The 20,843-nt window shown below is 71.3% G+C and carries 18 protein-coding genes and 1 tRNA gene; 7 read left to right on the top strand and 12 right to left on the bottom strand.

Going from position 1 to position 20,843, the window contains the following annotated elements:
- From CSC68_RS13785 to CSC68_RS13770, 4 genes are all read left to right on the top strand, one after another.
- A complete protein-coding gene (locus CSC68_RS13785; RefSeq protein WP_162204187.1) occupies positions 1–1,587 on the top strand; it encodes a DHA2 family efflux MFS transporter permease subunit in 1,587 nt (528 codons plus the stop codon).
- Between the two features lie 157 nt (positions 1,588–1,744).
- Entirely contained in the window at positions 1,745–2,536 is a 792-nt protein-coding gene (locus CSC68_RS13780) for a cytochrome C assembly family protein (protein WP_162204186.1), read from the top strand.
- A gap of 6 nt (positions 2,537–2,542) precedes the next feature.
- Positions 2,543–4,264, top strand: a complete 1,722-nt coding sequence (locus tag CSC68_RS13775; RefSeq protein WP_162204185.1) for a ShlB/FhaC/HecB family hemolysin secretion/activation protein — start codon at positions 2,543–2,545, stop codon at positions 4,262–4,264.
- A gap of 25 nt (positions 4,265–4,289) precedes the next feature.
- Entirely contained in the window at positions 4,290–5,186 is an 897-nt protein-coding gene (locus tag CSC68_RS13770) for a two-partner secretion domain-containing protein (RefSeq protein ID WP_246193584.1), read from the top strand.
- Between the two features lie 27 nt (positions 5,187–5,213).
- On the opposite strand, the gene radA is transcribed toward CSC68_RS13770, so the two are convergent.
- Together radA and CSC68_RS13760 are read right to left on the bottom strand one after the other, a co-directional pair.
- Entirely contained in the window at positions 5,214–6,608 is a 1,395-nt protein-coding gene (gene radA, locus CSC68_RS13765; protein ID WP_162204184.1) for a DNA repair protein RadA, read from the bottom strand.
- A gap of 126 nt (positions 6,609–6,734) precedes the next feature.
- A tRNA-Thr gene (locus tag CSC68_RS13760) sits at positions 6,735–6,810 on the bottom strand.
- Positions 6,811–6,970: 160 nt separating this feature from the next.
- Here CSC68_RS13760 and CSC68_RS13755 point away from each other — a divergent pair.
- On the top strand, positions 6,971–7,318 hold the full coding sequence (locus CSC68_RS13755; protein WP_162204183.1) for a hypothetical protein: 348 nt from the start codon (positions 6,971–6,973) through the stop codon (positions 7,316–7,318).
- A gap of 39 nt (positions 7,319–7,357) precedes the next feature.
- On the opposite strand, the gene CSC68_RS13750 is transcribed toward CSC68_RS13755, so the two are convergent.
- Together CSC68_RS13750 and CSC68_RS13745 are read right to left on the bottom strand one after the other, a co-directional pair.
- The gene (locus CSC68_RS13750; RefSeq protein ID WP_162204182.1) at positions 7,358–7,924 is read right to left on the bottom strand and encodes a DUF488 domain-containing protein; all 567 of its coding nucleotides are present in this window, start codon (positions 7,922–7,924) and stop codon (positions 7,358–7,360) included.
- A 72-nt stretch (positions 7,925–7,996) separates the two neighbouring features.
- Complete coding sequence (locus tag CSC68_RS13745) at positions 7,997–8,905, bottom strand: ADP-ribosylglycohydrolase family protein (protein ID WP_162204181.1); 909 nt, start codon at positions 8,903–8,905, stop codon at positions 7,997–7,999.
- A 122-nt stretch (positions 8,906–9,027) separates the two neighbouring features.
- Between CSC68_RS13745 and CSC68_RS13740 the strand changes: the two genes are divergently transcribed.
- Positions 9,028–11,325, top strand: a complete 2,298-nt coding sequence (locus CSC68_RS13740) for a DUF3772 domain-containing protein (protein ID WP_162204180.1) — start codon at positions 9,028–9,030, stop codon at positions 11,323–11,325.
- Positions 11,326–11,376: 51 nt separating this feature from the next.
- Here the strand turns inward: CSC68_RS13740 and ispH are convergent, their stop codons facing one another.
- The 5 genes from ispH to murJ all read right to left on the bottom strand — a co-directional run bounded on the left by ispH (position 11,377) and on the right by murJ (position 18,404).
- Positions 11,377–12,327, bottom strand: a complete 951-nt coding sequence (gene ispH, locus CSC68_RS13735) for a 4-hydroxy-3-methylbut-2-enyl diphosphate reductase (RefSeq protein ID WP_162204179.1) — start codon at positions 12,325–12,327, stop codon at positions 11,377–11,379.
- Positions 12,328–12,381: 54 nt separating this feature from the next.
- Positions 12,382–12,888, bottom strand: a complete 507-nt coding sequence (gene lspA, locus CSC68_RS13730) for a signal peptidase II (RefSeq protein ID WP_162204198.1) — start codon at positions 12,886–12,888, stop codon at positions 12,382–12,384.
- Entirely contained in the window at positions 12,885–15,731 is a 2,847-nt protein-coding gene (gene ileS / locus CSC68_RS13725; protein ID WP_162204178.1) for an isoleucine--tRNA ligase, read from the bottom strand. Before ileS ends, lspA begins: the two co-directional genes overlap by 4 nt.
- Positions 15,728–16,678: a bifunctional riboflavin kinase/FAD synthetase gene (locus CSC68_RS13720; protein ID WP_162204177.1), complete on the bottom strand. Its 951-nt coding sequence runs from the start codon at positions 16,676–16,678 to the stop codon at positions 15,728–15,730. The genes ileS and CSC68_RS13720 overlap by 4 nt, the downstream gene beginning before the upstream one ends.
- A 109-nt stretch (positions 16,679–16,787) precedes the next feature.
- A complete protein-coding gene (murJ, locus tag CSC68_RS13715) occupies positions 16,788–18,404 on the bottom strand; it encodes a murein biosynthesis integral membrane protein MurJ (protein ID WP_162204176.1) in 1,617 nt (538 codons plus the stop codon).
- A gap of 131 nt (positions 18,405–18,535) precedes the next feature.
- Here murJ and rpsT point away from each other — a divergent pair, with 131 nt between their 5' ends.
- Complete coding sequence (rpsT, locus tag CSC68_RS13710; protein WP_019398868.1) at positions 18,536–18,808, top strand: 30S ribosomal protein S20; 273 nt, start codon at positions 18,536–18,538, stop codon at positions 18,806–18,808.
- Between the two features lie 106 nt (positions 18,809–18,914).
- Here rpsT and cgtA read toward each other — a convergent pair whose 3' ends face one another.
- From cgtA to rplU, 3 genes are all read right to left on the bottom strand, one after another.
- Entirely contained in the window at positions 18,915–19,979 is a 1,065-nt protein-coding gene (cgtA, locus tag CSC68_RS13705; RefSeq protein ID WP_162204175.1) for an Obg family GTPase CgtA, read from the bottom strand.
- A 153-nt stretch (positions 19,980–20,132) separates the two neighbouring features.
- A complete protein-coding gene (gene rpmA / locus CSC68_RS13700; RefSeq protein ID WP_162204174.1) occupies positions 20,133–20,393 on the bottom strand; it encodes a 50S ribosomal protein L27 in 261 nt (86 codons plus the stop codon).
- Between the two features lie 19 nt (positions 20,394–20,412).
- Entirely contained in the window at positions 20,413–20,721 is a 309-nt protein-coding gene (gene rplU / locus CSC68_RS13695) for a 50S ribosomal protein L21 (protein WP_162204173.1), read from the bottom strand.
- Between the last annotated feature and the right edge of the window lie 122 nt (positions 20,722–20,843).

Here is a 20,843-nt window from a genome sequence, read left to right as displayed (position 1 = left end):
ATGTCCTCCACTGCAGCAACCGCCCCGGGATCCGGCGCCGCGCCCAGCGCGGCCGCCGCGGCCCAGCCGTTCCGTCCACCCAGCGTGGCCCTGGCCACGCTGGGCCTGGCGCTTGCATCGTTCATGCAGGTGCTGGACACCACGATCGCCAACGTCTCGCTGCCGACCATCTCCGGCAACCTCGGCGCCAGCGCCAACCAGGCGACCTGGGTGATCACCTCGTTCGCGGTCAGCAACGCCATCGCCCTGCCGCTGACCGGCTTCCTCAGCCGCCGCTTCGGCGAGGTGCGGCTGTTCCAGTGGGCCACCCTGGCCTTCGTCGTCGCCTCGCTGCTGTGCGGCATCTCGCAGAGCATGGGCATGCTGGTGGTCTCGCGCGCGCTGCAGGGCTTCGTCTGCGGCCCGATGTACCCGGTGACCCAGGCGCTGCTGCTGTCGATCTATCCACCGGCCAAACGCGGCCAGGCGATCGCGCTGCTGGCGATGGTCACGGTGGTCGCGCCGATCGCCGGCCCCATCCTCGGCGGCTGGATCACCGACAACTACAGCTGGGAGTGGATCTTCTTCATCAACGTGCCCATCGGCCTGTTCGCGGCCTGGGTGGTGAGCTCGCAGATGAAGGGCCGGCCGGAGCGCACCGAGAAGCCGAAGATGGACTACATCGGCCTGGCCACCCTGGTGCTGGGCGTGGGCGCGCTGCAGATCATGCTGGACCTGGGCAACGAGAAGGACTGGTTCCAGTCCACCGAGATCGTGGTCCTGACCATCATCGCGGTGGTCGCGCTGGCGGTGTTCGTGACCTGGGAGCTCACCGAGAAGGATCCGATCGTCAACCTGCGCCTGTTCCGCCACCGCAATTTCGCCGCCGGCACGGTGGCGATGGTCACGGCCTACGCCGCGTTCTTCGCCATCGGCCTGATGGTGCCGCTGTGGCTGCAGCGGAACATGGGCTACACCGCGATCTGGGCCGGCTTCGCCCCCGCGCCGATCGGCATCCTGCCGGTGCTGCTGACGCCGTTCGTGGGCAAGTACGCCACCCGCTTCGACCTGCGCATGCTGGCCAGCCTCGCCTTCGTGGCGATGGCCACCACCAGCTTCATGCGCGCCGGCTTCAACCTGGACGTGGACTTCCAGCGCGTGGCGATGATCCAGCTGGTGCAGGGCATCGGCGTGGCGCTGTTCTTCATGCCGGTGCTGACCATCCTGCTGTCGGACCTGGAGCCGCACGAGATCGCCGCCGGCTCCGGCCTGGCCACCTTCGTGCGCACCCTGGGCGGCAGCTTCGCCGCCTCCCTGACTACCTGGGCCTGGAACCAGCGCACGACCATCCACCACGCGCGCCTGACCGAGCACCTGCCCGCGACCGACGAGGGCGTGCGCCAGCTGGCGACCCGGCTCGGCCAGGGCGACCTCACCCGCGGCGCGCTGATGCTCAACCAGGAGATCGGCCAGCAGGCCGCGCAGATCGGCTTCAACGAGATCTTCCACCTGCTGGGCATCATCTTCCTGGCGGTGATCGCGCTGGTCTGGTTCGCGCGCCCCCCGTTCACGGCCAAGGGGCCGCGGCCGGTCGGCGGAGACCACTGACCACTGGATGGTCCGGCCCTCGACGCCCGGCGCAAGCCGGGCCGGCCCCCCGCCGCGGCAGCGGCGATGGCCGCCGCGCGCGGTGGATCGACGACCGGCCGCTCCGGCGTGACCCATGGCATTCCGGTCCGCCGCGGCGCTATGCGACACTCACGCGATGACAATCGTTCTCATTGCCGCACTCGCCTACCTGGCCGCCGCGGCCCTGCTCTTCCGGGCCATGGGCCAGGACCGTCTCCAGCCCGGCCGCGGCTGGCTGGCGGCCGCGCTGCCGGCGGTGCTGCTGCATGCCGCCTACCACCTGGTCGTGGCCTGGCGCACGCCGGGCGGACCGGACATGCACTTCTTCTCCGCCCTTTCCCTGGTCGGCCTGGGCATGGCCGGCATGACCATGCTGGTGGGCGCGCGCGGACGCATGGCCGCGCTCGGCGTGGTCGCCTTCCCGCTGGCGGCGGTGCTGCTGGTCGCCTACCACCTGCACGGACACACCACCTCGACCGTGCTGGGCTGGCGCCTGCAGCTGCATGCGTGGCTGGCCCTGCTGGCCTACGCGACCCTGGCCATCGCCGCCCTGCTGGCTTTGATGCTGCGGGTCCAGGAACGCGCCCTGCGCCGGCGCACCTTCAGCGCCTGGCTGCGCTCGCTGCCGCCGCTGACCGAGCTTGAATCGCTGCTGTTCCGCACCATCGGCGCCGGCTTCGCGCTGCTCAGCCTGACCCTGCTGACCGGCGTGCTGTTCGTCGAGGATTTCCTGTCCCAGCACCTGGTGCACAAGAGCGTGCTGAGCATGCTGTCGTGGCTGGTGTTCGGCGGCCTGCTGCTGGGTCGCTGGCGCTACGGCTGGCGTGGCGTGCGCGCGGTGCGCTGGACCCTGACGGCGATGGTGCTGTTGCTGCTGGCCTTCTTCGGCAGCAAGTTCGTGCTGGAACTCGTGCTCGGCAGGCCTTGAACGCCAATGCGCGCACTGGCGAGGCACCCGATCCGACCGCAAGGTCGCAGGTTCGCGCTGCCGCGCGCGGCCTGGCTTGCCCTGGCCGCCGCCGTGGCCCTGCCCGCGGCCGGCGCGCCCGCGCCGCCACCTGACGCAGGCCAGGTCCAGCGCCAGGCCGAACGGGCCCTCGCAGCGCCGCCGCCTCCGCCGCCGGCAGCGGCCACGTCCGCGGACCCCGCCGGGGCCGGGCCGCAGTTCGAGGTCCACCACTTCCGCCTCGAGGGCGTGACCCTGCTGCCGGAGGACACCCTGCACGAGGCGCTCGCCCCGTGGCGCGGCCGCCCGCTGCACTTCGCCGACCTGCAGGCCGCCCTGCGCCGGATCGTCGCAGCCTACCGCGCGCATGGCTGGTTCGCCCGCGCCGACCTGCCCGAGCAGGACATCACCGAGGGCACGGTCACCGTGCGGGTGCTGGAAGGACGCTTCGGTCGCCTGGGCGTGCTCGAAGACGACCGCCGCGCCCGTGGCGACTTCATCGCCCGGATGGTCGGCCGTGGCCTGCGCGCCGGGGAGCCGTACCCGTTGCCCCGGCTGGAGCGCGGCCTGCTGCTGGCCAACGACCTGCCGGGCGTCTACGTGGACGGCGTGCTGCGCCCCGGCGAGCAGCCGGGCACCAGCGACCTGGTGTTGCAGGTGGACGACGGGCCGCTGTTCGGCGGCAGCATCGCGGTCGGCAACGACGGCAGCCGTTACACCGGCCGCGCCCAGGCCATTGCCCGGCTTACCCTGGACAACCCCAGCGGCTACGGCGACCAGCTCGGGGCCACCCTCATGCGCGGCGAGGAACTCGAGTACGCCGGCACCAGCTACACCCTGCCGCTGGGCACCAGCGGGCTGCGCGGCAGCCTCGGCTACACCAGCCTGCACTACCGCCTCGGCAAGGAGTTCGAGGAGCTCGACGCGCGCGGCGCCTCGCGCCTGCATCGCGCCGGGCTGGGCTACCCGCTGCTGCGCAGTGGCTCGGCCAATGTCGAGATGGAACTGGCCTGGACGCGGCGCCGCCAGGAGGACGCGAGCCTCGGCGAGGACCTGCGCCTGCGCCGCCTGCAGGACCTGACCCTGAGCCTGTTCGGCGACGCGGTGCATGGTGGCCATGGCGGCGGGCACACCGCCTGGATCGCCGACTTCGTGCGCGGACGGGCGCGGCTGGAGGAGGCCTGGCTGGAATTCGACCCCGCCGCCGCCGTGCATGGCCGCTATTCGATGGCCCGGCTGGAGCTGCGCCACGATCGCTGGCTGGGACCGGACTGGTACCTGCGCGCGCGGCTCAATGGACAGCGCGCCAACGGCAACCTCGACTCCTCGCTGCAGTTCGTCCTGGGCGGCCCGGCCGGGGTGCGCGGCTACCCGGTCAACGAGGCGGCCGGCGACAGCGGCGCCGTGCTGCAGCTGGAGCTGCACCGCCTGCTGGGGACCGGGGGCGATGGCGAACTGGATGCCTACCTGTTCGCCGACCACGGCATCATCCGCCAGCGCCAGGATCCGTGGGGCTACATGCCCGACAACCACTACGGGCTGTCTGCAGCCGGCCTCGGCCTGCGCTGGAACAGGCGCGGGTTCACCGCGAACCTGGCCGTGGGCGTTCCCGTGGGCAACAACCCCGGCGGCCTGGACGGTGACAACCAGGATGGCACCGGCCGAGGACCGCAACTATGGTTCAACCTGCGCCAGCGCTTCCGGCCCTGATCGTCCCGCCACCATGAGGTCCAGCATGCGAAGCCACCCCGCAATGCCCGCACCGGTGCGCCGTGCCATGGCGTTGGCCGCCGCGCTGGCGATGTCGACCGGTGCAGTGGCCGCGCCCCCGCGCGACGCGCTGCCGGAAGACGGCCGCGTGGTGGCCGGAAGGGCCGGGATGGCGCGCGGCGAACGCGCGCTCACCGTCACCCAGCACAGCCAGCGGGCGATCATCGAGTGGCGCAGCTTCGACATCGGCGCCGACGCCCGCGTCGACTTCGTCCAGCCGTCGGCCAGCTCGGTGGTGCTCAACCGCGTCGTCGGGGGTGCGGCCTCGCAGCTCGCGGGGCAGCTGCATGGCAACGGCCACGTGTACCTGGTCAATCCCGCGGGCGTGCTGTTCGCGCCCGGCGCACGGGTCGACGTGGGCAACCTGGTGACGTCCACGCTGGACATCGGCAACGAGGACTTCATGGCCGGCCACGACCGCATGGATTCGCTGGTGGAGCAGACGGGGCTGGCGCCAGCGGCCCCTGATGCTGGTCCGGCGCCACCGCCCCTGGTCGTGGCCGATCCGCGTTCCGACGACGAGGACGAGGCCGCCCCTGGCGGGACGTCGGCACCGCCCGGAAGGTTGCTGACGCTGGACGCGGGCGCCGCCGGCCATCTGCGCGTCGGGCTGGATCCGGAGCAGGTGCAGGCGCTGATCGATGGCGGCGACCTGCGGGAAGACGGCGACTACCTGGTGCTCTCGGATGAGGCCGGCAACGCGCTGGCTGCCAATGCCGTGGCCGAAGGCGGGGCACCCCGGGCCGGTGGTGCCACCCTGCGCGACGGCAGGCTGCTGCTGGTCGCCCCCGCGCCGCGCCCAGGGAACGGCGATGCCACGGACGCACGGCCGGCACTCCCGCGTCCCGGCCAGGACGACTGACCGGGCCCCAGACGACGGCGCCTGCCCTCAGGCGTGCTCCAGCGCGTCGGGCAGGCGCTCGACCGCGATCACTTCCAGGTCCTTGTACTTCGTGCCGCCACGCGGCGCGTTGGCCTTGGGCACGATCGCCCGCCTGAAACCGTGCGTGGCCGCCTCGCGCAGGCGCTCCTCGCCATTGGGTACCGGCCGGATCTCGCCGGACAGGCCCACCTCGCCGAAGGCGATGGTCTTGTCCGGCAGCGGCTGGTCGCGCAGCGAGGACAGCACCGCCAGCAGCACCGGCAGGTCGGCCGCGGTTTCCTGCACGCGGATGCCGCCGACCACGTTGACGAACACGTCCTGGTCGCCGACCGCCACGCCGCCATGCCGGTGCAGCACCGCCAGCAGCATGGCCAGGCGGTTCTGCTCCAGGCCCACCGCGACCCGGCGCGGGTTGGACAGCGGCGAGGAATCCACCAGCGCCTGCACCTCCACCAGCAGCGGACGCGTGCCCTCGCGGGTCACCATCACGCAGCTGCCGGGCTGGCGCGCACTGCCGGAGAGGAAGATCGCCGACGGATTGGGCACTTCCTTCAGGCCCTTCTCGCCCATGGCGAACACGCCCAGTTCGTTGACCGCGCCGAAGCGGTTCTTGAACGCGCGCAGCACGCGGAAACGGCTGCCGCTCTCGCCCTCGAAGTACAGCACCGCGTCGACCATGTGCTCGAGCACGCGCGGGCCGGCAATGCCGCCTTCCTTGGTGACGTGGCCGACCAGGAACACCGCGGTGCCGGTCTCCTTGGCATAGCGCACCAGGCGCGCGGCGCTCTCGCGCACCTGGCTGACCGAGCCGGGCGCGGCGGTGAGGGTATCGGTCCACAGGGTCTGCACCGAGTCGGCCACGATCAGGCGCGGCTTCGCTTCGGCGGCGTGGTGCAGGATCGACTCGACCCCGGTCTCGGCCAGCGCCTGCAGGTTGCCCAGCGGCAGGCCCAGGCGCACCGCGCGCCCGGCCACCTGGGCCAGCGACTCCTCGCCGGTGACGTACAGCGCCGGCAGCTGCGCGGCCATCTTCGCCACCGCCTGCAGCAGCAGGGTGGACTTGCCGATGCCCGGATCGCCGCCGACCAGCACCACCGCGCCCTCGACCAGGCCGCCGCCCAGCACCCGGTCCAGCTCGCCGATCCCGGTCGACACGCGCACCTCGGCGGCCTGGCTGACGTCCTTCAGCGCGGTGACCTTCGGCGGATCGACCTTGCCGGCCCAGCCGCTGCGCCGCGCCGCCGGCGTGGCCGCGCTGGGGCCCGAGGCAGGTTCCAGCACCACCTGCGACAGCGAGTTCCAGGCGCTGCATTCGCCGCACTGGCCCTGCCACTTGCTGTACTCGGCACCGCATTCGCCGCAGACGTAGGCGGTGCGCGCCTTGCCCGTCGTCTTCGCCATGGCCATCCGTCGTCCGTTCATCCAGGAGGCCGGCAGGATACCCGCCGCGCATCGCGCCGGCTGAGACGCGCGGCCTTCCGGAGCCCGGAAAGACGAACGCCCGGCACAGGGCCGGGCGTTCGGGATTGGTGCCGGAAACAGGAGTCGAACCTGCGACCTACGCATTACGAATGCGCCGCTCTACCAACTGAGCTATTCCGGCATGCCGGACGCTGGCGCGGCCGGGGGCGCGATCCTAACCGGTCCGGCGCCGCGCAGGCCAGCGGCGGGGCCCGGCAAGGCCCTGCCCCGGCAGCCGTCTCGTCCCGTGCGACTGGCCTGCGCCATCTTCCCGCCCCGGACATCAGCGGGGGAGACAAGCGATGCACTGGGGAACGATCGCCATTCGCGGGCTGTGGCCGGCCGCCTTCCTGATGACCGGGGCCACGACCCTGGCCCTGCTGGCGCGGACGCTGGACGACGCGGGCAGCGGCGGGACCTTCAAGACCATGGCGGACTGGATCTTCATTGCCGGCTGGATCGCCGCGGCGGCGTGGTCGGTGCTGTTCGTGCTGCGGCTCAGGCGCTGGGAAGCGGGCAAGGGCCCGTTCTGCCGCAGCTGCGCCGGCCCAACCGGCTTCGTGCACCAGGGCCGGGTCGCCTTCGGCCAGCGCCTGGCCGACTACCGCCGCTGCTACAACTGCGGCCGGACCACGCCGGAGCTGCTTTGAGCGGCAAGCCCGCTGTTCCTGACCGCGCGACCGGCTCCGTCAGAACAGCCCCGCCTGCCGCGGCGGGTAGACGAGGTCCTCCCCTTGGGCACGGGCATCGGGATTCCCGGGATGGGGCTGGGCCTGGCGGGCGTCGACGATGTGCAGCACCTCCCAGCCGCGGTGCTGCAGCAGGTCCGAGATGAGCCGGCGGTGGCAGCGCCACCACACCGCCTCGGCGCACATCAGGGCCGTGCGCGTGGTGGCCGCCAGGTCCAGCGCCTGGGCCAGCCCGTCCGCGAATTCCGCGCTGGTCATATGGTCGGCGTAGCCCTGGAAGGCGGCGTTGCGCCAGGCGCCATTGGGCGAATCGGCCTGCGGCTGGCGGCGTCCGCCCAGCTGGGGCAGCCAGCGGTAGGCGATCCCGGCCTGCGGCAGCCCTTCCGCCAGCGCCTCGCTGGCGAACCACGGATAGCGGCGCGAGCCCGGATAGCGGCGCACGTCGGCGATCGCACCGATGTCGTGCGCGCGCAGCAGCTCGAGGAACGCGTCCCAGTCGCGGGTCGAGTGGCCCACGGTCCAGATCGTCCGCGCCTGGCTGTCGCCGGATTCGGTCTTCTCCGCCACTTCCTGCTCCCGTTGCCTGCATCCAGCATCGACCGGACGCGGTGAACGCGGGGTCGGCTGGGAGGAAACGGCTCAGGCGGCAGCTGCCGCGTGGGCGTGGATGCGCGCTGCCAGCTCGCTGATGTAGCCGCGCATGCTCAGGCGTTCGAGCCAATGCGCGGGAATCCCGTCCTCGCCATACAGGGCGCCTGCCACCTGCCCGGCGATGGCGGCGGTGGTATCGGCGTCATCGCCCAGGTTGGCGGCCAGCAGCACCGTCTCCTCGAAGCTCGACGCCTGGTGGACGCACCACAGCGCCGCCTTCAGGGACTCGATGCAGTAGCCGGTGCCCTGCACCTGGTCGCGGCCATGCTGGAGGAAAGCTCCATTGGCGATTTCCGCCACGCGCGGCACGTATGCGTCCTCCGCCGCGCCTTCCAGCAGCCCGTCCCGGCCCTGTCCTGCCAGGACGTTGCAGATCGCCCGTGCCAGCAGGCGGCAGCAGTCCACCGCCTCGTCGGCGGCGTGGGTGGTCTTCGAGCTGAGGGCCGCGTGCTCCATGGCTGCCGGCACGTCCGGGGCAAACCACAGCACCACCGGTGCCAGGCGCATGATCGAGCCGTTCCCGGCCATCATCGGATCGTTGCTGTCGGCGATGAGGTCGCCATTGCGTTCGTGGAAGTACAGCGCCCCCGCGGTGATCGTGCCGATGTCGAAGCACTCGCCGGTCGGACTCAGGTAACCCTCCTTCCACCAGCGGGTATAGCGCTGCAGCTGGTCGCGCATGTCGAAACCATCGCACTCGACCAGGCTCTCGGCCAGGCACAGGGCCATCGAGGTGTCGTCGGTCCACTGCCCCGGCTCGAGTTCGAAGGCGCCACCACCGACCATGTCGGTTACCGGCTCGAAACTGCCGCGCGGCTGGAATTCCACCGTCGTGCCCACCGCGTCGCCGCAGGCCAGCCCCAGCATTGCCCCCAGGTAACGCTTCCGAAGCTCCATCCGTCCCCCTCCGTTGGAAACCGGATTGTGCCCCACCGGACGGCCGGGCTCGCGGTGCCAGGGGCCCAGCCATCGCAGGCGCGGTGCTAACGTAACCGCCTTCCATGGCTCCCTTTTCCTCCATGCGCCGGACCTCCTTCCTGCTGCGCCCGTTCCTGCTGCTGTGCCTGTTGTTCGTCGCGCTTCCGGCGCTGTGCGAGGACCCGGACGTGGACAAGGGGCGGCGCCAGCTGGAGACCATCTCCGCGCAGCTGGAGCGCTACAGGGACGACGCGGCGCTGGCAAAGGCCCGCGAGACGGTGATGGGCATCCAGGCCGAGGCCCAGGCACTGATCGACAGCCGCTCGCCCGAGCTGCAGAGCCTGGACGCGCGCCTGGCCGAGCTGGGCGAGGTCGCCGACGGACAGGCCGAAGCCCGTGACGTGTCGCGCGAGCGGCGCACGCTGCAGGACCAGCGCGCGGCGGTCGATGCGGAGCTGCGCCAGGCGCGGCTTGCGGTGGTCGAAGGCAGCCAGCTGCTGGAGCGGATCGCGGCCATGCGCCAGCAACGCTTCTTCGGACTGCTCTCGGAACGCACCACCCCGCCGTGGCGCCCGGCCTTCTGGCGCCAGCTGGCGGCCAGCGCACCACGCGACAGCAGTCGCCTGGAGCGGCTGTGGCAGCAGACCCGCGATGCCAGCCTCTCCCACTGGAAGGAAGCCGGGATCCAGCCGCTGTTGAGCCTGGCGGTGGCCGGGCTGGTGCTTGCCGGCTCCTGGCTGCTGCGGCTGCGCCTCACCGGCATGGCCGCCACCCGGGTGCCCGCGGGCCGCCTGCGGCGCTCGGCCCCGGCCATGCTGCGGGTGGTGCTGGCGCTGGTCGCCTCGCTGTGCGTAATGCAGCTGCTGCGCGGCGCCCTGCTGCCGGACAACCCGCCGGCCGCGGTCGCCGCAATCGCCAGCCGGGTCGTGGCGCTGGGCGTGTTCGTGGCGGTGGCGACCTCGCTGGGCCGTGCCCTGCTGAGCGTCAGCCGGCCTTCGTGGCGGCTGCCGGCGATCTCCGATGCCGGTGCGCGGGCGCTGCGGATCTTCCCGCTGCCGGCGGCGCTGCTGGTCGCGCTGGCCAGCCTGGGCCAGGAGATCGTGACCCTGGCGCGCACCAGCCTGGACCTGGCGGTCGCCTTCACCGGCCTCTCGGCGGCGCTGTGCGCGACGCTGGTGCTGGTGGTGCTGATGCGGATCCAGCGCCTGCAGCCGCTGGCGCAGGACGCCGACACGCCGCAAGGCCACTTCCGTCCGTGGATGAACGCGGCGGTGAGCCTGGGCTGGGTCGGCAACGGCATCGCCCTGCTCGGCCTGCTCACCGGCTACGTGGCGCTGTCGGCCTTCGTCGGCATGCAGATGATCTGGGCGGTGATGGTCGCCGCCGCTGCATGGCTGGCGATGCGTTTCATCGACGACCTGGTGTGCGCGGTGCTCACCTCGCGTGGTGCGGCCGGCAAGCGCATGAACACCCGCTTCGGCATCGCCCCGCACCTGGTCGACCGGGTCGCCGTGCTGCTGTCGGTGGCGCTGCGCGCGGGCGTGGCGCTGTTCGCGCTGATCGCACTGGCGATGCCCTGGGGCGCCGGCGGCACCGACCTGGTGGATCGCACCATGCAGTTGCTGCGCGGCATCACCATCGGCGAACTGGTGCTGAGCCCGGGCAACATCGTCCGCGCCCTGGCGGTGTTCGCCGTGGCAAGCCTGCTGCTGCACCTGTTCCGGCGCTGGCTGGAGCGGCGCCTGCTGCCGACCACGCGCATGGACGAGGGCATGCGCGCCTCGGTCGCCACCCTGGTCGGCTACGCGGGCATGGTGCTGGCGATCGCGATGGCGCTGGCGGCCATCGGGGTTGGCCTGGAGCGGATCGCGTGGATCGCCAGCGCGCTGTCGGTGGGCATCGGCTTCGGCCTGCAGGCGATCGTGCAGAACTTCATCTCCGGCCTGATCCTGCTGGCCGAACGCCCGGTGAAGGTCGGCGACTGGGTGGTCGTGGGCGATGCCGAGGGCGACATCCGCCGGATCAACGTGCGCGCCACCGAGATCCAGACCGGCGACCGCACCACGGTGCTCGTACCCAATTCCGAGCTGATCACCAAGGCGGTGCGCAACCGCACCTACGCCAACGCCGAGGGCCTGGTGAAGATCGTGCTGCCGATGCCGCTGTCCACCGACGCTGAGCTGGTGCGCAGCCTGCTGCTGGAGGTGATGCGCGGCCATCCCGGCGTGCTCGACGCACCGGCGCCGGGCGTCACCCTCGACGGCGTGGACGAGCGCAACCGGCTGCTGTTCAACGCCACCTGCTACGTGGCCACGCCGCGCCAGGCCGGCGGTACCCGCAGCGACCTGCTGTTCGAGGTGCTGCGCCGGCTGCGCGAGCTGCGCATCCGCATGCTTTGAAGCCGGGTGTCGTGGCCGCGGCGTGGCCGCGGCCCGGTGCCATCGCGCCAGTCAGTCGACCAGGCGCAGGCGCAGTTCCTTGGGCAGGGCGAAGACCATGTTCTCCGGCTCGCCGTCCAGCTCGGACACGCCGCTGGCGCCGAGCTCGCGCAGGCGCGCGATCACGCCGTCCACCAGCACCTGCGGCGCCGACGCACCGGCGGTGAGGCCGATGCGCTGCTTGCCCGCAATCCAGGCCGGGTCGATCTCGTGGGCGCCGTCGATCAGGTACGACTCCACGCCCTCGCGCCGGGCCAGCTCGGCCAGGCGGTTGGAGTTGGAGCTGTTCGGCGAGCCGACCACCAGCACCAGGTCGCAGCGCTGGGCCAGCTCGCGCACGGCGTCCTGCCGGTTCTGGGTGGCGTAGCAGATGTCGTCGTTCTTCGGGCCCTGGATCGCCGGGAACCGCTGCTGCAGCGCCTCGATGATGCCGCGGGTGTCGTCCACCGAGAGCGTGGTCTGGGTGGTGTAGAACAGGTTGTCGGGCTGGCGCACCTGCAGGGTCGCCACGTCGGCCACGCCTTCGACCAGGTAGATGCTGCCGCCGCCGGACTGGGCTTCCCACTGCCCCATCGTGCCCTCGACCTCCGGGTGGCCGGCATGGCCGATCAGGACCACGTCGCGGCCGGCGCGGCAGTGGCGGGCCACTTCCAGGTGCACCTTGGTCACCAGCGGGCAGGTGGCGTCGAACACCTTCAGCCCGCGGCGCGCGGCCTCGTTGCGCACGTCCTTGGACACGCCGTGGGCGCTGAAGATCACCGTGTTGCCGTCGGGAACCTCGTCCAGCTCCTCGACGAAGATCGCGCCGCGGGCGCGCAGGTCGTCGACCACGAAGCGGTTGTGCACGACCTCGTGGCGCACGTAGATCGGCGCGCCCAGGGTCTCGATCGCGCGCTTGACGATCTCGATCGCGCGGTCGACGCCGGCGCAGAAGCCGCGGGGGTTGGCGAGGATGACATCCATGGCGCGATTATCCGACATTCGGCGCGGGGCGGCCGCCAGGCCGGCCCGCGGGGTTCAGGAAGCCTTGCGCGGCCGCGCACCGACCAGCCCGAACAGGCCGATGCCGATCGCGCCGCCGACCACCGCGCAGTCGGCGATGTTGAACGCCGGCCAGTAGTAGTCGCGCCAGTGCCACTGGATGAAGTCGACCACGTGGCCGTGGACCAGGCGGTCGATCACGTTGCCCAGCGCGCCGCCGATCACCAGCGCGTACGGCAGGGCCTGGCGCCAGTCGCCGCGCGGCGTGCGCCACAGCCACCAGCCCATCAGCCCGCTGATGGCGAAGGCCAGCGCGCTGAAGAACACGATCTGCCAGCCGCCGGCATTGGCGAGGAAGCTGAATGCCGCGCCGGTGTTGTAGGTGCGGTACCAGTTCCAGAAGCCCTCGATCACCGGCACCGGAACGAACTCGGGCAGGCTGGACAGCACCCAGGCCTTGCTCCACTGGTCCAGCACGATGACCGCCGCCGACAGCAGCAGCCACGGCAGCGCGTTCGGGCGCGGAACGGGACGCGTGCTCAGAACCACCTCCGCGCTTCGCCCGGGCCTTCGATGTTGGACACGCAGCGGCCGCCGGCCTCCGGATGCTCCGGATGGGTGCCGACGTCGGCGCGGTAGTGCCAGCAGCGCACGCACTTGGGCTTGGTGGTGGGCTGGGCGGTCACGAAGATGTCGTCGGTCTGCGCCGGCACCACGGTGACGTCGCCGCTGATGAACAGGAAGCGCAGCTCCTCCGCCAGCGGCTGCAGGTGGGCCGCGGTCTCGGCGCCGGCGGTCACGGTGATCTCGGCTTCCAGCGCGGCGCCGATCTGGCCGTTGGCGCGCATCGGCTCCAGCACCTTGGCCACCTGCTCGCGCAGGGCCAGCAGGCGCTCGAAATCGGCCGCGCCCAGCTCGGCATCCGCCGGCAGCGGGGCCAGGCCCTCGTACCAGGTGGCGAACAGCACGTTCTCCTCGCGCTGGCCGTCGCCGGTGTCCTTGGGCAGGTAGCCCCACAGCTCGTCGGCGGTGAAGCTCAGCACCGGCGCGATCCAGCGCACGAAGGCCTCGGCGATGCGGTACATCGCGCTCTGCGCGCTGCGGCGGCCGCGCGAGTCCTCGCCCATGGTGTACAGGCGGTCCTTGGTCACGTCCAGGTACAGCGAGCCCAGGTCAACCGAGCAGAAGTTCAGCAGCGCCTGCACGATGCCGGCGAAGTCGTAGCGTTCGTAGGCGGCCTTGATCTTCTCCTGCACTTCCCAGGCGCGATGCACGATCCAGCGGTCCAGCGCGACCATGTCCTCCAGCGGACGCAGGTCGCGCGCCGGCTCGAAGCCGTGCAGGTTGGCCAGCAGGAAGCGCGCGGTGTTGCGGATGCGGCGGTAGGCGTCGGCGTTGCGCTTGAGGATCTCCTGCGACAGCGACATCTCGTTGGAGTAGTCGGCCGAGGCGATCCACAGGCGCAGGATGTCCGCGCCCAGGGTCTTCATGATGTCCTGCGGCTCGATGCCGTTGCCCAGCGACTTGGACATCTTGCGGCCGTGCTCGTCCACGGTGAACCCGTGGGTGAGGCACTGCTTGTACGGCGCGGCCTTGTCGATCGCCACGCCCGTCAGCAGCGAGGACTGGAACCAGCCGCGGTGCTGGTCCGAACCTTCAAGGTACAGGTCGGCCGGCTTGCCCAGGCCGCGCTCCAGCAGCACCGTCTCGTGGGTCACGCCGGAGTCGAACCAGACGTCGAGGATGTCGGTGATCTTCTCGTAGTCGCCGGCCTCCTCGCCCAGCAGCTCGGCGGCATCCAGCGAGTACCACACGTCGATGCCGCCCTGCTCCACCCGGTCGGCCACCTGGCGCATCAGCTCGCTGCTGCGCGGATGCGGCTCGCCGGTCTCGCGGTGCACGAACAGCGCGATCGGCACGCCCCAGGTGCGCTGGCGCGAGATCGTCCAGTCCGGGCGGCCCTCGACCATGCCGGCGATGCGGGCCTTGCCCCATTCCGGGTACCACCTGACCGTGTCGATGGCGGCCAGCGCATCGGCGCGCAGGTTGGCCTGCTCCATCGAGATGAACCACTGCGGGGTGGCGCGGAACGCGATCGGCGTCTTGTGGCGCCAGCAGTGCGGATAGCTGTGCTCGAGCTTGCTCGCGGCCAGCAGCACGCCGGCCTCGCGCAGCACCTCGACGATGACGTCGTTGGCCTTCCAGATGTGCTGGCCGGCCAGCTCCACGCCGTTGGCCGCCGGGGTGGACGGCAGGTACACGCCGCGGCCGTCGACCGGATTGAGCTGGGCCGCGGTGTACTTCTCGATCAGGCCGTAGGCCTTGCCAACCACGTAGTCGTCCTGGCCGTGGCCGGGCGCGGTGTGGACCGCGCCGGTACCGTCCTCGGCCGACACGTGGCCGCCGAGGATCACCGGGATGTCGCGCCCGGCATAGAACGGGTGCGCCAGCAGCTGGTGCTCCAGCGCCGCGCCGGCCGCACGGCCGTGCACGGTCACGCCGGCCACGCCGTAGCGCTGCAGCGCGCGCTCGGCCAGCGCGTCGGCCAGCACCAGCCAGCGGCGGCGCCCCCCCTGTTCCGGCCCTTCGACCAGGGCGTATTCCAGGTCCGGGCCCAGCGAAACCGCCAGCGAGGCCGGCAGGGTCCATGGCGTGGTGGTCCAGATCGGCACCGCCACGTCCACGCCTTCCGGCAGTTCGACGCCGAAGGCGCGCGCCACCGCCTGCGGATCGCGGGCCAGGTAGGCCACGTCGATCGCCGGGGAGACCTTGTCCTGGTACTCGATCTCCGCCTCGGCCAGTGCCGAGCCGCAGTCGAAGCACCAGTGCACCGGCTTCACGCCGCGGGTCAGGTGGCCGTTGTCGACGACCTTGGCCAGGGCGCGGATCTCGTTGGCCTCGAAGCGGAAGTCCAGGCTCTGGTACGGGTTGTCCCAGTCGCCGATCACGCCCAGGCGCTTGAAGTCCTTGCGCTGGATCTCGATCTGCGACTGCGCGTATTCGCGGCACTTCTGCCGGAACTCGGTCGCGTCCAGCTTGACGCCGACCTTGCCGTACTTCTTCTCGATCGCGATCTCGATCGGCAGGCCGTGGCAGTCCCAGCCCGGGATGTACGGCGCGTCGAAGCCGGCCAGGTGGCGCGACTTGACGATGATGTCCTTGAGGATCTTGTTGACCGCGTGGCCGAGGTGGATCGCACCGTTGGCGTACGGCGGGCCGTCGTGCAGCACGAACAGCGGGCGGCCCTTGGCGTGCGCGCGCAGCTTCTCGTAGAGGCCTTCGGATTCCCAGCGCGCGAGGATGTCGGGCTCGCGGCGCGGCAGGTCGCCACGCATGGGGAAGTCGGTGGCGGGCAGGTGGAGGGTAGCTTTGTAGTCCTGGCTCACGCCGTGGCTCGCAGTCGTTCGGATTCGGAAAGGATGGCGCGCGCCTGCTCGGCGTCGCGCTGCATCTGCGCGGTCAGGGCCGGCAGGTCGGGGAATTTCTCCTCGTCGCGCAGCTTGGCGACGAATTCGACCTCGATGTGGCGGCCATAGAGGTCGCCGGCGAAGTCGAACAGGTGTGCTTCCAGCAGTGGTTCCACGCCCTCGACCGTAGGCCGGGTGCCGAAGCTGGACACCGACGGCCACGGCTGCGCGGCCACGCCGTGCACCCAGGTCGCGTAGATGCCGGACAGCGCCGGCGCCTTCGGGAACCGCAGGTTCGCGGTCGGGAAGCCCAGGGCGCGGCCCAGCCGGCGGCCGCGCCCCACGCGCCCGCCGATCGCGTACGGCCGCCCCAGCAGCGAGCCGACGCGGCCGAAGTCGCCGGCGACCAGGGCCTCGCGGATGCGGGTGCTGGAGACGCGCTCGCCATGCACGTGGACCGGATCGATGGCGGCGGCCTGGAAGCCCAGTTCGGCGCCCATCGCCTGCAGCAGGGCCAGGTCGCCGCCGCGGCGGTGGCCGAAGCGGAAGTCCGGGCCGATCCAGACCTCGCGCGCGCCCAGCCGGCCGGCCAGCACGCGGCGCACGAAGTCCTCGGCCGGCATCGCCGCCAGCTCGGCGTTGAAGCGCAGCAGGCCCAGGTGGTCCAGGCCGTGGCCGAGCAGCATGCGGATGCGGTCGCGCGGCAGGGTCAACCGCGGCGGCGGGTTGGCGCGGGCGAAGAACTCGCGCGGCAGCGGTTCGAAGCTAAGCGCGACCGCGGCCGCGTCCAGCGCATGGGCGCGCGCGACGGCATGCCGCACCAGCGCCCGGTGGCCGAGGTGGAGGCCGTCGAAGGCGCCGATGCAGACCACGCTGCCGCGCGGGCCCAGCGACCCGCCATCGACGTCACGGAACAGCCTGCTCATCTGCTTGGAATGACCTGGGACGCCCCGCGGCGCCAGCAGGCGCCGGCCCGGGGCCGAGCCTGCAAGTATAGCGGCCGACGCCAGCCAAAGCCCCGCATATCGCCCCGCCCTACCCGCGCAGGTCGCGCGGACGCAGCCCCAGGGCGACCAGCGCCGCGCCGTAGGACGCCGCGCCGGCGCCGACCATCAGCGCCAGGCGCCAGGCCCGCTCCCACCAGGCCCAGGCCGACCAGTCCGGCCACAGCCAGGCCAACCCGCCCGCCACCACGACCAGCGCCAGCGAGCCGGCTCCCACCTGCAACAGCAGGCGGCCCCAGCCCGGCTGGCGGCGGTAGACCCCGGCCCTGCGCAGCATCCACGCCAGCTGCAAGGCATTGGTCCAGCCGGCCACCGCCACCGCCAGCGCCAGCAGGGCGTGGGCGCCCCGGATCTGCCCCAGGGCCGCGACCGGATTGCCGCCGGCCGCCGCCAGGGCCTGGCGGCCGGTATCGGTGGCATACAGCAGGACACCGAAGAACAGCAGGGTGCTGGCGACATTGACCAGCACCGCGAACACCGCCGCGCGCACCGGGGAGCGGGTGTCCTGGCGCGAATAGAAGGCCGGGGCCAGCACTTTCACCAGCAGGAACGCCGGCACCGCCAGGGACTGGGTGACCAGGCTCAGCGCGCTCATGCGCGCGTCGACCTCGTCAAACTGGCCGTACTGGAACAGGGTAGCCACCAGCGGCTGGGCGCACAGCACCAGGCCCAGGGTGGCCGGCACGCCGATCAGCACGCTCAGGCGGAAACCCCAGTCCAGGCCGCGCGAGAAGCCGTCCGGGTCGGCGCTGGCGTGGCGCGAGGACAGGTGCGGCAGGATCACCGTGCCGATCGCCACGCCGAACATGCCCAGCGGAAACTCCAGCAGGCGGTCGCTGTAGTAAAGCCAGGTCATGCTGCCCCCGACCAGCAGCGAGGCCAGCTGGGTGTTGATCAGCAGGTTGAACTGGACCACGGAGGAGCCGAACAGGGTCGGCACCATCAGGGTCATGATCCGGCGTACGCCGGCGTGGGCCAGGTCCAGGCGCGGGCGCGGCAGCAGGCCCAGCTTCGCCAGCGCCGGCAGGTGGAAGGCCAGCTGCAGGACGCCGGCGCCCAGCACGCCCCAGGCCAGCACCTTCACCGAACCGCCCAGCCAGTGCCCGCCGACCACGGCCGCGGCGATCAGGGCCAGGTTCAGCAGCACTGGCGAGACCGCGGGCACCGCGAAGCGCTGCCAGGTATTGAGGATGCCGCCGGCCAGCGAGGCCAGGGAGATGAACAGCGCGTACGGGAAGGTGATGCGCAGCATCTCCACGAACAGCGCGTAGGTCTCCGGCTCCTCGACGAATCCCGGGACCAGCAGCCGCCCCACCCAGGGCGCGAACAGCAGGACCGCGGCCACCAGCACCAGCAGGGCGGCCAGCAGGGCACCGGTCACGCGGTCGACCAGGGCACGGACCGCGTCGGCGCCGTACTTCTCCTTGTACTCGGCCAGCACCGGCACGAAGGCCATCGAGAACGAGCCCTCGGCCGAGAGCCGTCGCATGAAATTGGGGATGCGGAACGCGGCGATGAAGGCGTCCATCGCCGGACTGGCGCCGAAGACGATGGCGTAGACCTGGTCGCGGACCAGGCCCGATACCCGGGAGACGAAGGTCAGGGAGCTGAACAGTGACGCGGAACGCAACAGGCGGGAGCCGCTCATCGACCGGCCTCCGGGCCGTCTACGGCGGGCCGACCACAACGGTTGACCCAAGCCCTTGAATAAACCATAATTTCGCGTTCGCTGTACTCCACCATACCGTTTTCGTACCCGTTTTTCAGGAATCCACCGCCGTGGCCAACATCAAGTCCGCCAAGAAGCGCGCCAAGCAGACGGTCGTGCGCAACGCGCGCAACACCGCCCAGCGCTCGCAGCTCCGCACCGCCGTCAAGAAGGTCCTCAAGGCCCTGGACGCCAACGACGCCGCCGGCGCCGAGGCCGCCTTCGCCATCGCCCAGCCGCTGCTGGACCGCTTCAGCGCCCGCGGCCTGATCCACAAGAACAAGGCTGCCCGTCACAAGAGCCGCCTGACCGCGCGCATCAAGGCCATCAAGGCCGCCGCCTGATCCCTGGCGGAGGGCGGGCCGCGCAGCGCGCGCCGGCCCTTCCGCGCCAGCCAGGCATACGAAAAACCCGGCTTCGGCCGGGTTTTTCGTTGCGCGAAATCCAGACTCAGGCCGATGCATCTTCATCGGCCTCGGCTTCGGCCTGGCGCTGCCGGTCCAGGAAGCCCATCACCTGCTGCATGATCGGCCAGGTGCCCTCGCGGCCCAGGGCCGAGACCAGGAACCAGGGCTGGGTCCAGCCCAGCTCGGCGACGATGGCCTCCGCACGTTCGCGGGCCTCGTCCTCGAACATCAGGTCGGCCTTGTTCAACACCAGCCAGCGCGGCTTGGCCAGCAGCTCCGGATCGTGCCGCTCCAGCTCGCGCTCGATCGCGCGCACCTGGTCGACCGGGGACATGACCTCCACGCCCTCGTAGCCCTCCATCGGCGCGATGTCGACCAGGTGCAGCAACAGGCGGGTGCGCTGCAGGTGGCGCAGGAACTGCGCGCCCAGCCCGGCGCCGTCGGCGGCGCCCTCGATCAGGCCGGGGGTGTCGGCGATCACGAAGCTGCGGTGGGCCTCGACGCTGACCACGCCCAGGTTCGGGTAGAGGGTGGTGAACGGGTAGTCGGCCACCTTCGGGGTCGCCGCCGAGACGGCGCGCACGAAGGTGCTCTTGCCGGCATTGGGAAAGCCCAGCAGGCCGACGTCGGCCAGCAGCTTCAGCTCCAGCTTCAGCGTGCGCTGCTCGCCCGGCTCGCCCGGCGTGGCCTGGCGCGGCGCCCGGTTGACCGAGCTCTTGAAATGCATGTTGCCCAGGCCGCCCTTGCCGCCACGGGCCACCAGCAGGCGGTCGCCATGGCGAGTCAGGTCGCCGATGACCTCGTCGGTCTCGACGTTGGTCACCACGGTCCCGACCGGGACGGTGATGAACAGGTCCTCGCCACCCTTGCCATACATCTGCCGGCCCATGCCGTTCTCGCCGCGCTGGGCGCGGAAGCGGCGCTCGTGGCGGAAGTCGACCAGGGTGTTCAGGTTCTCGTCGGCAACCAGCCAGACGCTGCCGCCGTTGCCGCCGTCGCCGCCGTCCGGCCCGCCCAGCGGGATGAACTTCTCGCGCCGGAAACCGACGCAACCATTGCCGCCATTGCCGGCGATCACCTCGATTTCAGCTTCGTCGACCAGTTTCATGGGGCACAGGGACTCGGGAGGGGGAATGCAACGGGGCACAGTCTAGCCGGCCCGCCGCGCGGGTGGCCGGACGGTTCGGGTACCCCAGAAACGGAAAGCCCCGCCTAAGCGGGGCCTGCCGTGCGATCCGGCCGCGCCAGGCGCGGCCAGCAATCAGGCTTCAGCGACGACGCTGACGGTGCGGCGCTTGGCCGGACCCTTGGTCGAGAACTCGACCTTGCCGTCGACCAGCGCGAACAGGGTGTGGTCGCGGCCCAGGCCGACGCCGGCGCCCGGATGGAACTGGGTGCCACGCTGGCGGACGATGATGTTGCCGGCCTCGACGGCCTGGCCGCCGAAGATCTTCACGCCCAGGTACTTCGGGTTGGAATCGCGGCCGTTGCGCGAGGAGCCTACGCCCTTTTTGTGTGCCATGACGGATTCTCCTTACTGATTAGCCGGCGATGCCGGTGATTTCGATTTCGGTGTAGTGCTGGCGGTGGCCCTGCCGCTTCATGTGGTGCTTGCGGCGGCGGAACTTGATGATGCGGACCTTGTCGGCGCGGCCATGGGCCACGACCTTGGCGGTCACGCTCGCGCCCTTGAGGGCGTCACCGACCTTGATCCCGTCGCTGTCGCCCAGCAGCAGGATGTTGTCGAACTTGATCTCGGAGCCGGCTTCGGCCTCGAGCTTCTCGACGCGGAGCTTCTCACCCTGCGCCACGCGGTACTGCTTACCGCCGGTTACCAGAACTGCGTACATGACCAGGCATTCCTCTGTTGTTATTGTGGTCAAACCTGCCCGCATCGGGGCGGACAGAAGCGGAATTGTAGTGGCCCGGCCAGGTCCGGGTCAACCCGCCCCCAGGACCTGAACCGCAGCCC

It is taken from the genome of Pseudoxanthomonas suwonensis (assembly GCF_010093235.1).
GTDB lineage: Bacteria > Pseudomonadota > Gammaproteobacteria > Xanthomonadales > Xanthomonadaceae > Pseudoxanthomonas > Pseudoxanthomonas suwonensis.
This window is presented reverse-complemented; position numbering and strand designations above follow the sequence as displayed.

What these genes read in the sequence shown, in the direction of transcription:
- CSC68_RS13785 (WP_162204187.1), top strand. Translation starts at nt 1, where the DNA reads ATGTCCTCCACTGCAGCAACCGCCCCGGGATCCGGCGCCGCGCCCAGC.
- CSC68_RS13780 (WP_162204186.1), top strand. Translation starts at nt 1,745, where the DNA reads ATGACAATCGTTCTCATTGCCGCACTCGCCTACCTGGCCGCCGCGGCC.
- CSC68_RS13775 (WP_162204185.1), top strand. Translation starts at nt 2,543, where the DNA reads ATGCGCGCACTGGCGAGGCACCCGATCCGACCGCAAGGTCGCAGGTTC.
- CSC68_RS13770 (WP_246193584.1), top strand. Translation starts at nt 4,290, where the DNA reads ATGCGAAGCCACCCCGCAATGCCCGCACCGGTGCGCCGTGCCATGGCG.
- radA (WP_162204184.1), bottom strand. Translation starts at nt 6,608, where the DNA reads ATGGCGAAGACGACGGGCAAGGCGCGCACCGCCTACGTCTGCGGCGAA.
- CSC68_RS13755 (WP_162204183.1), top strand. Translation starts at nt 6,971, where the DNA reads ATGCACTGGGGAACGATCGCCATTCGCGGGCTGTGGCCGGCCGCCTTC.
- CSC68_RS13745 (WP_162204181.1), bottom strand. Translation starts at nt 8,905, where the DNA reads ATGGAGCTTCGGAAGCGTTACCTGGGGGCAATGCTGGGGCTGGCCTGC.
- CSC68_RS13740 (WP_162204180.1), top strand. Translation starts at nt 9,028, where the DNA reads ATGCGCCGGACCTCCTTCCTGCTGCGCCCGTTCCTGCTGCTGTGCCTG.
- ispH (WP_162204179.1), bottom strand. Translation starts at nt 12,327, where the DNA reads ATGGATGTCATCCTCGCCAACCCCCGCGGCTTCTGCGCCGGCGTCGAC.
- CSC68_RS13720 (WP_162204177.1), bottom strand. Translation starts at nt 16,678, where the DNA reads ATGAGCAGGCTGTTCCGTGACGTCGATGGCGGGTCGCTGGGCCCGCGC.
- murJ (WP_162204176.1), bottom strand. Translation starts at nt 18,404, where the DNA reads ATGAGCGGCTCCCGCCTGTTGCGTTCCGCGTCACTGTTCAGCTCCCTG.
- cgtA (WP_162204175.1), bottom strand. Translation starts at nt 19,979, where the DNA reads ATGAAACTGGTCGACGAAGCTGAAATCGAGGTGATCGCCGGCAATGGC.
- rpmA (WP_162204174.1), bottom strand. Translation starts at nt 20,393, where the DNA reads ATGGCACACAAAAAGGGCGTAGGCTCCTCGCGCAACGGCCGCGATTCC.
- rplU (WP_162204173.1), bottom strand. Translation starts at nt 20,721, where the DNA reads ATGTACGCAGTTCTGGTAACCGGCGGTAAGCAGTACCGCGTGGCGCAG.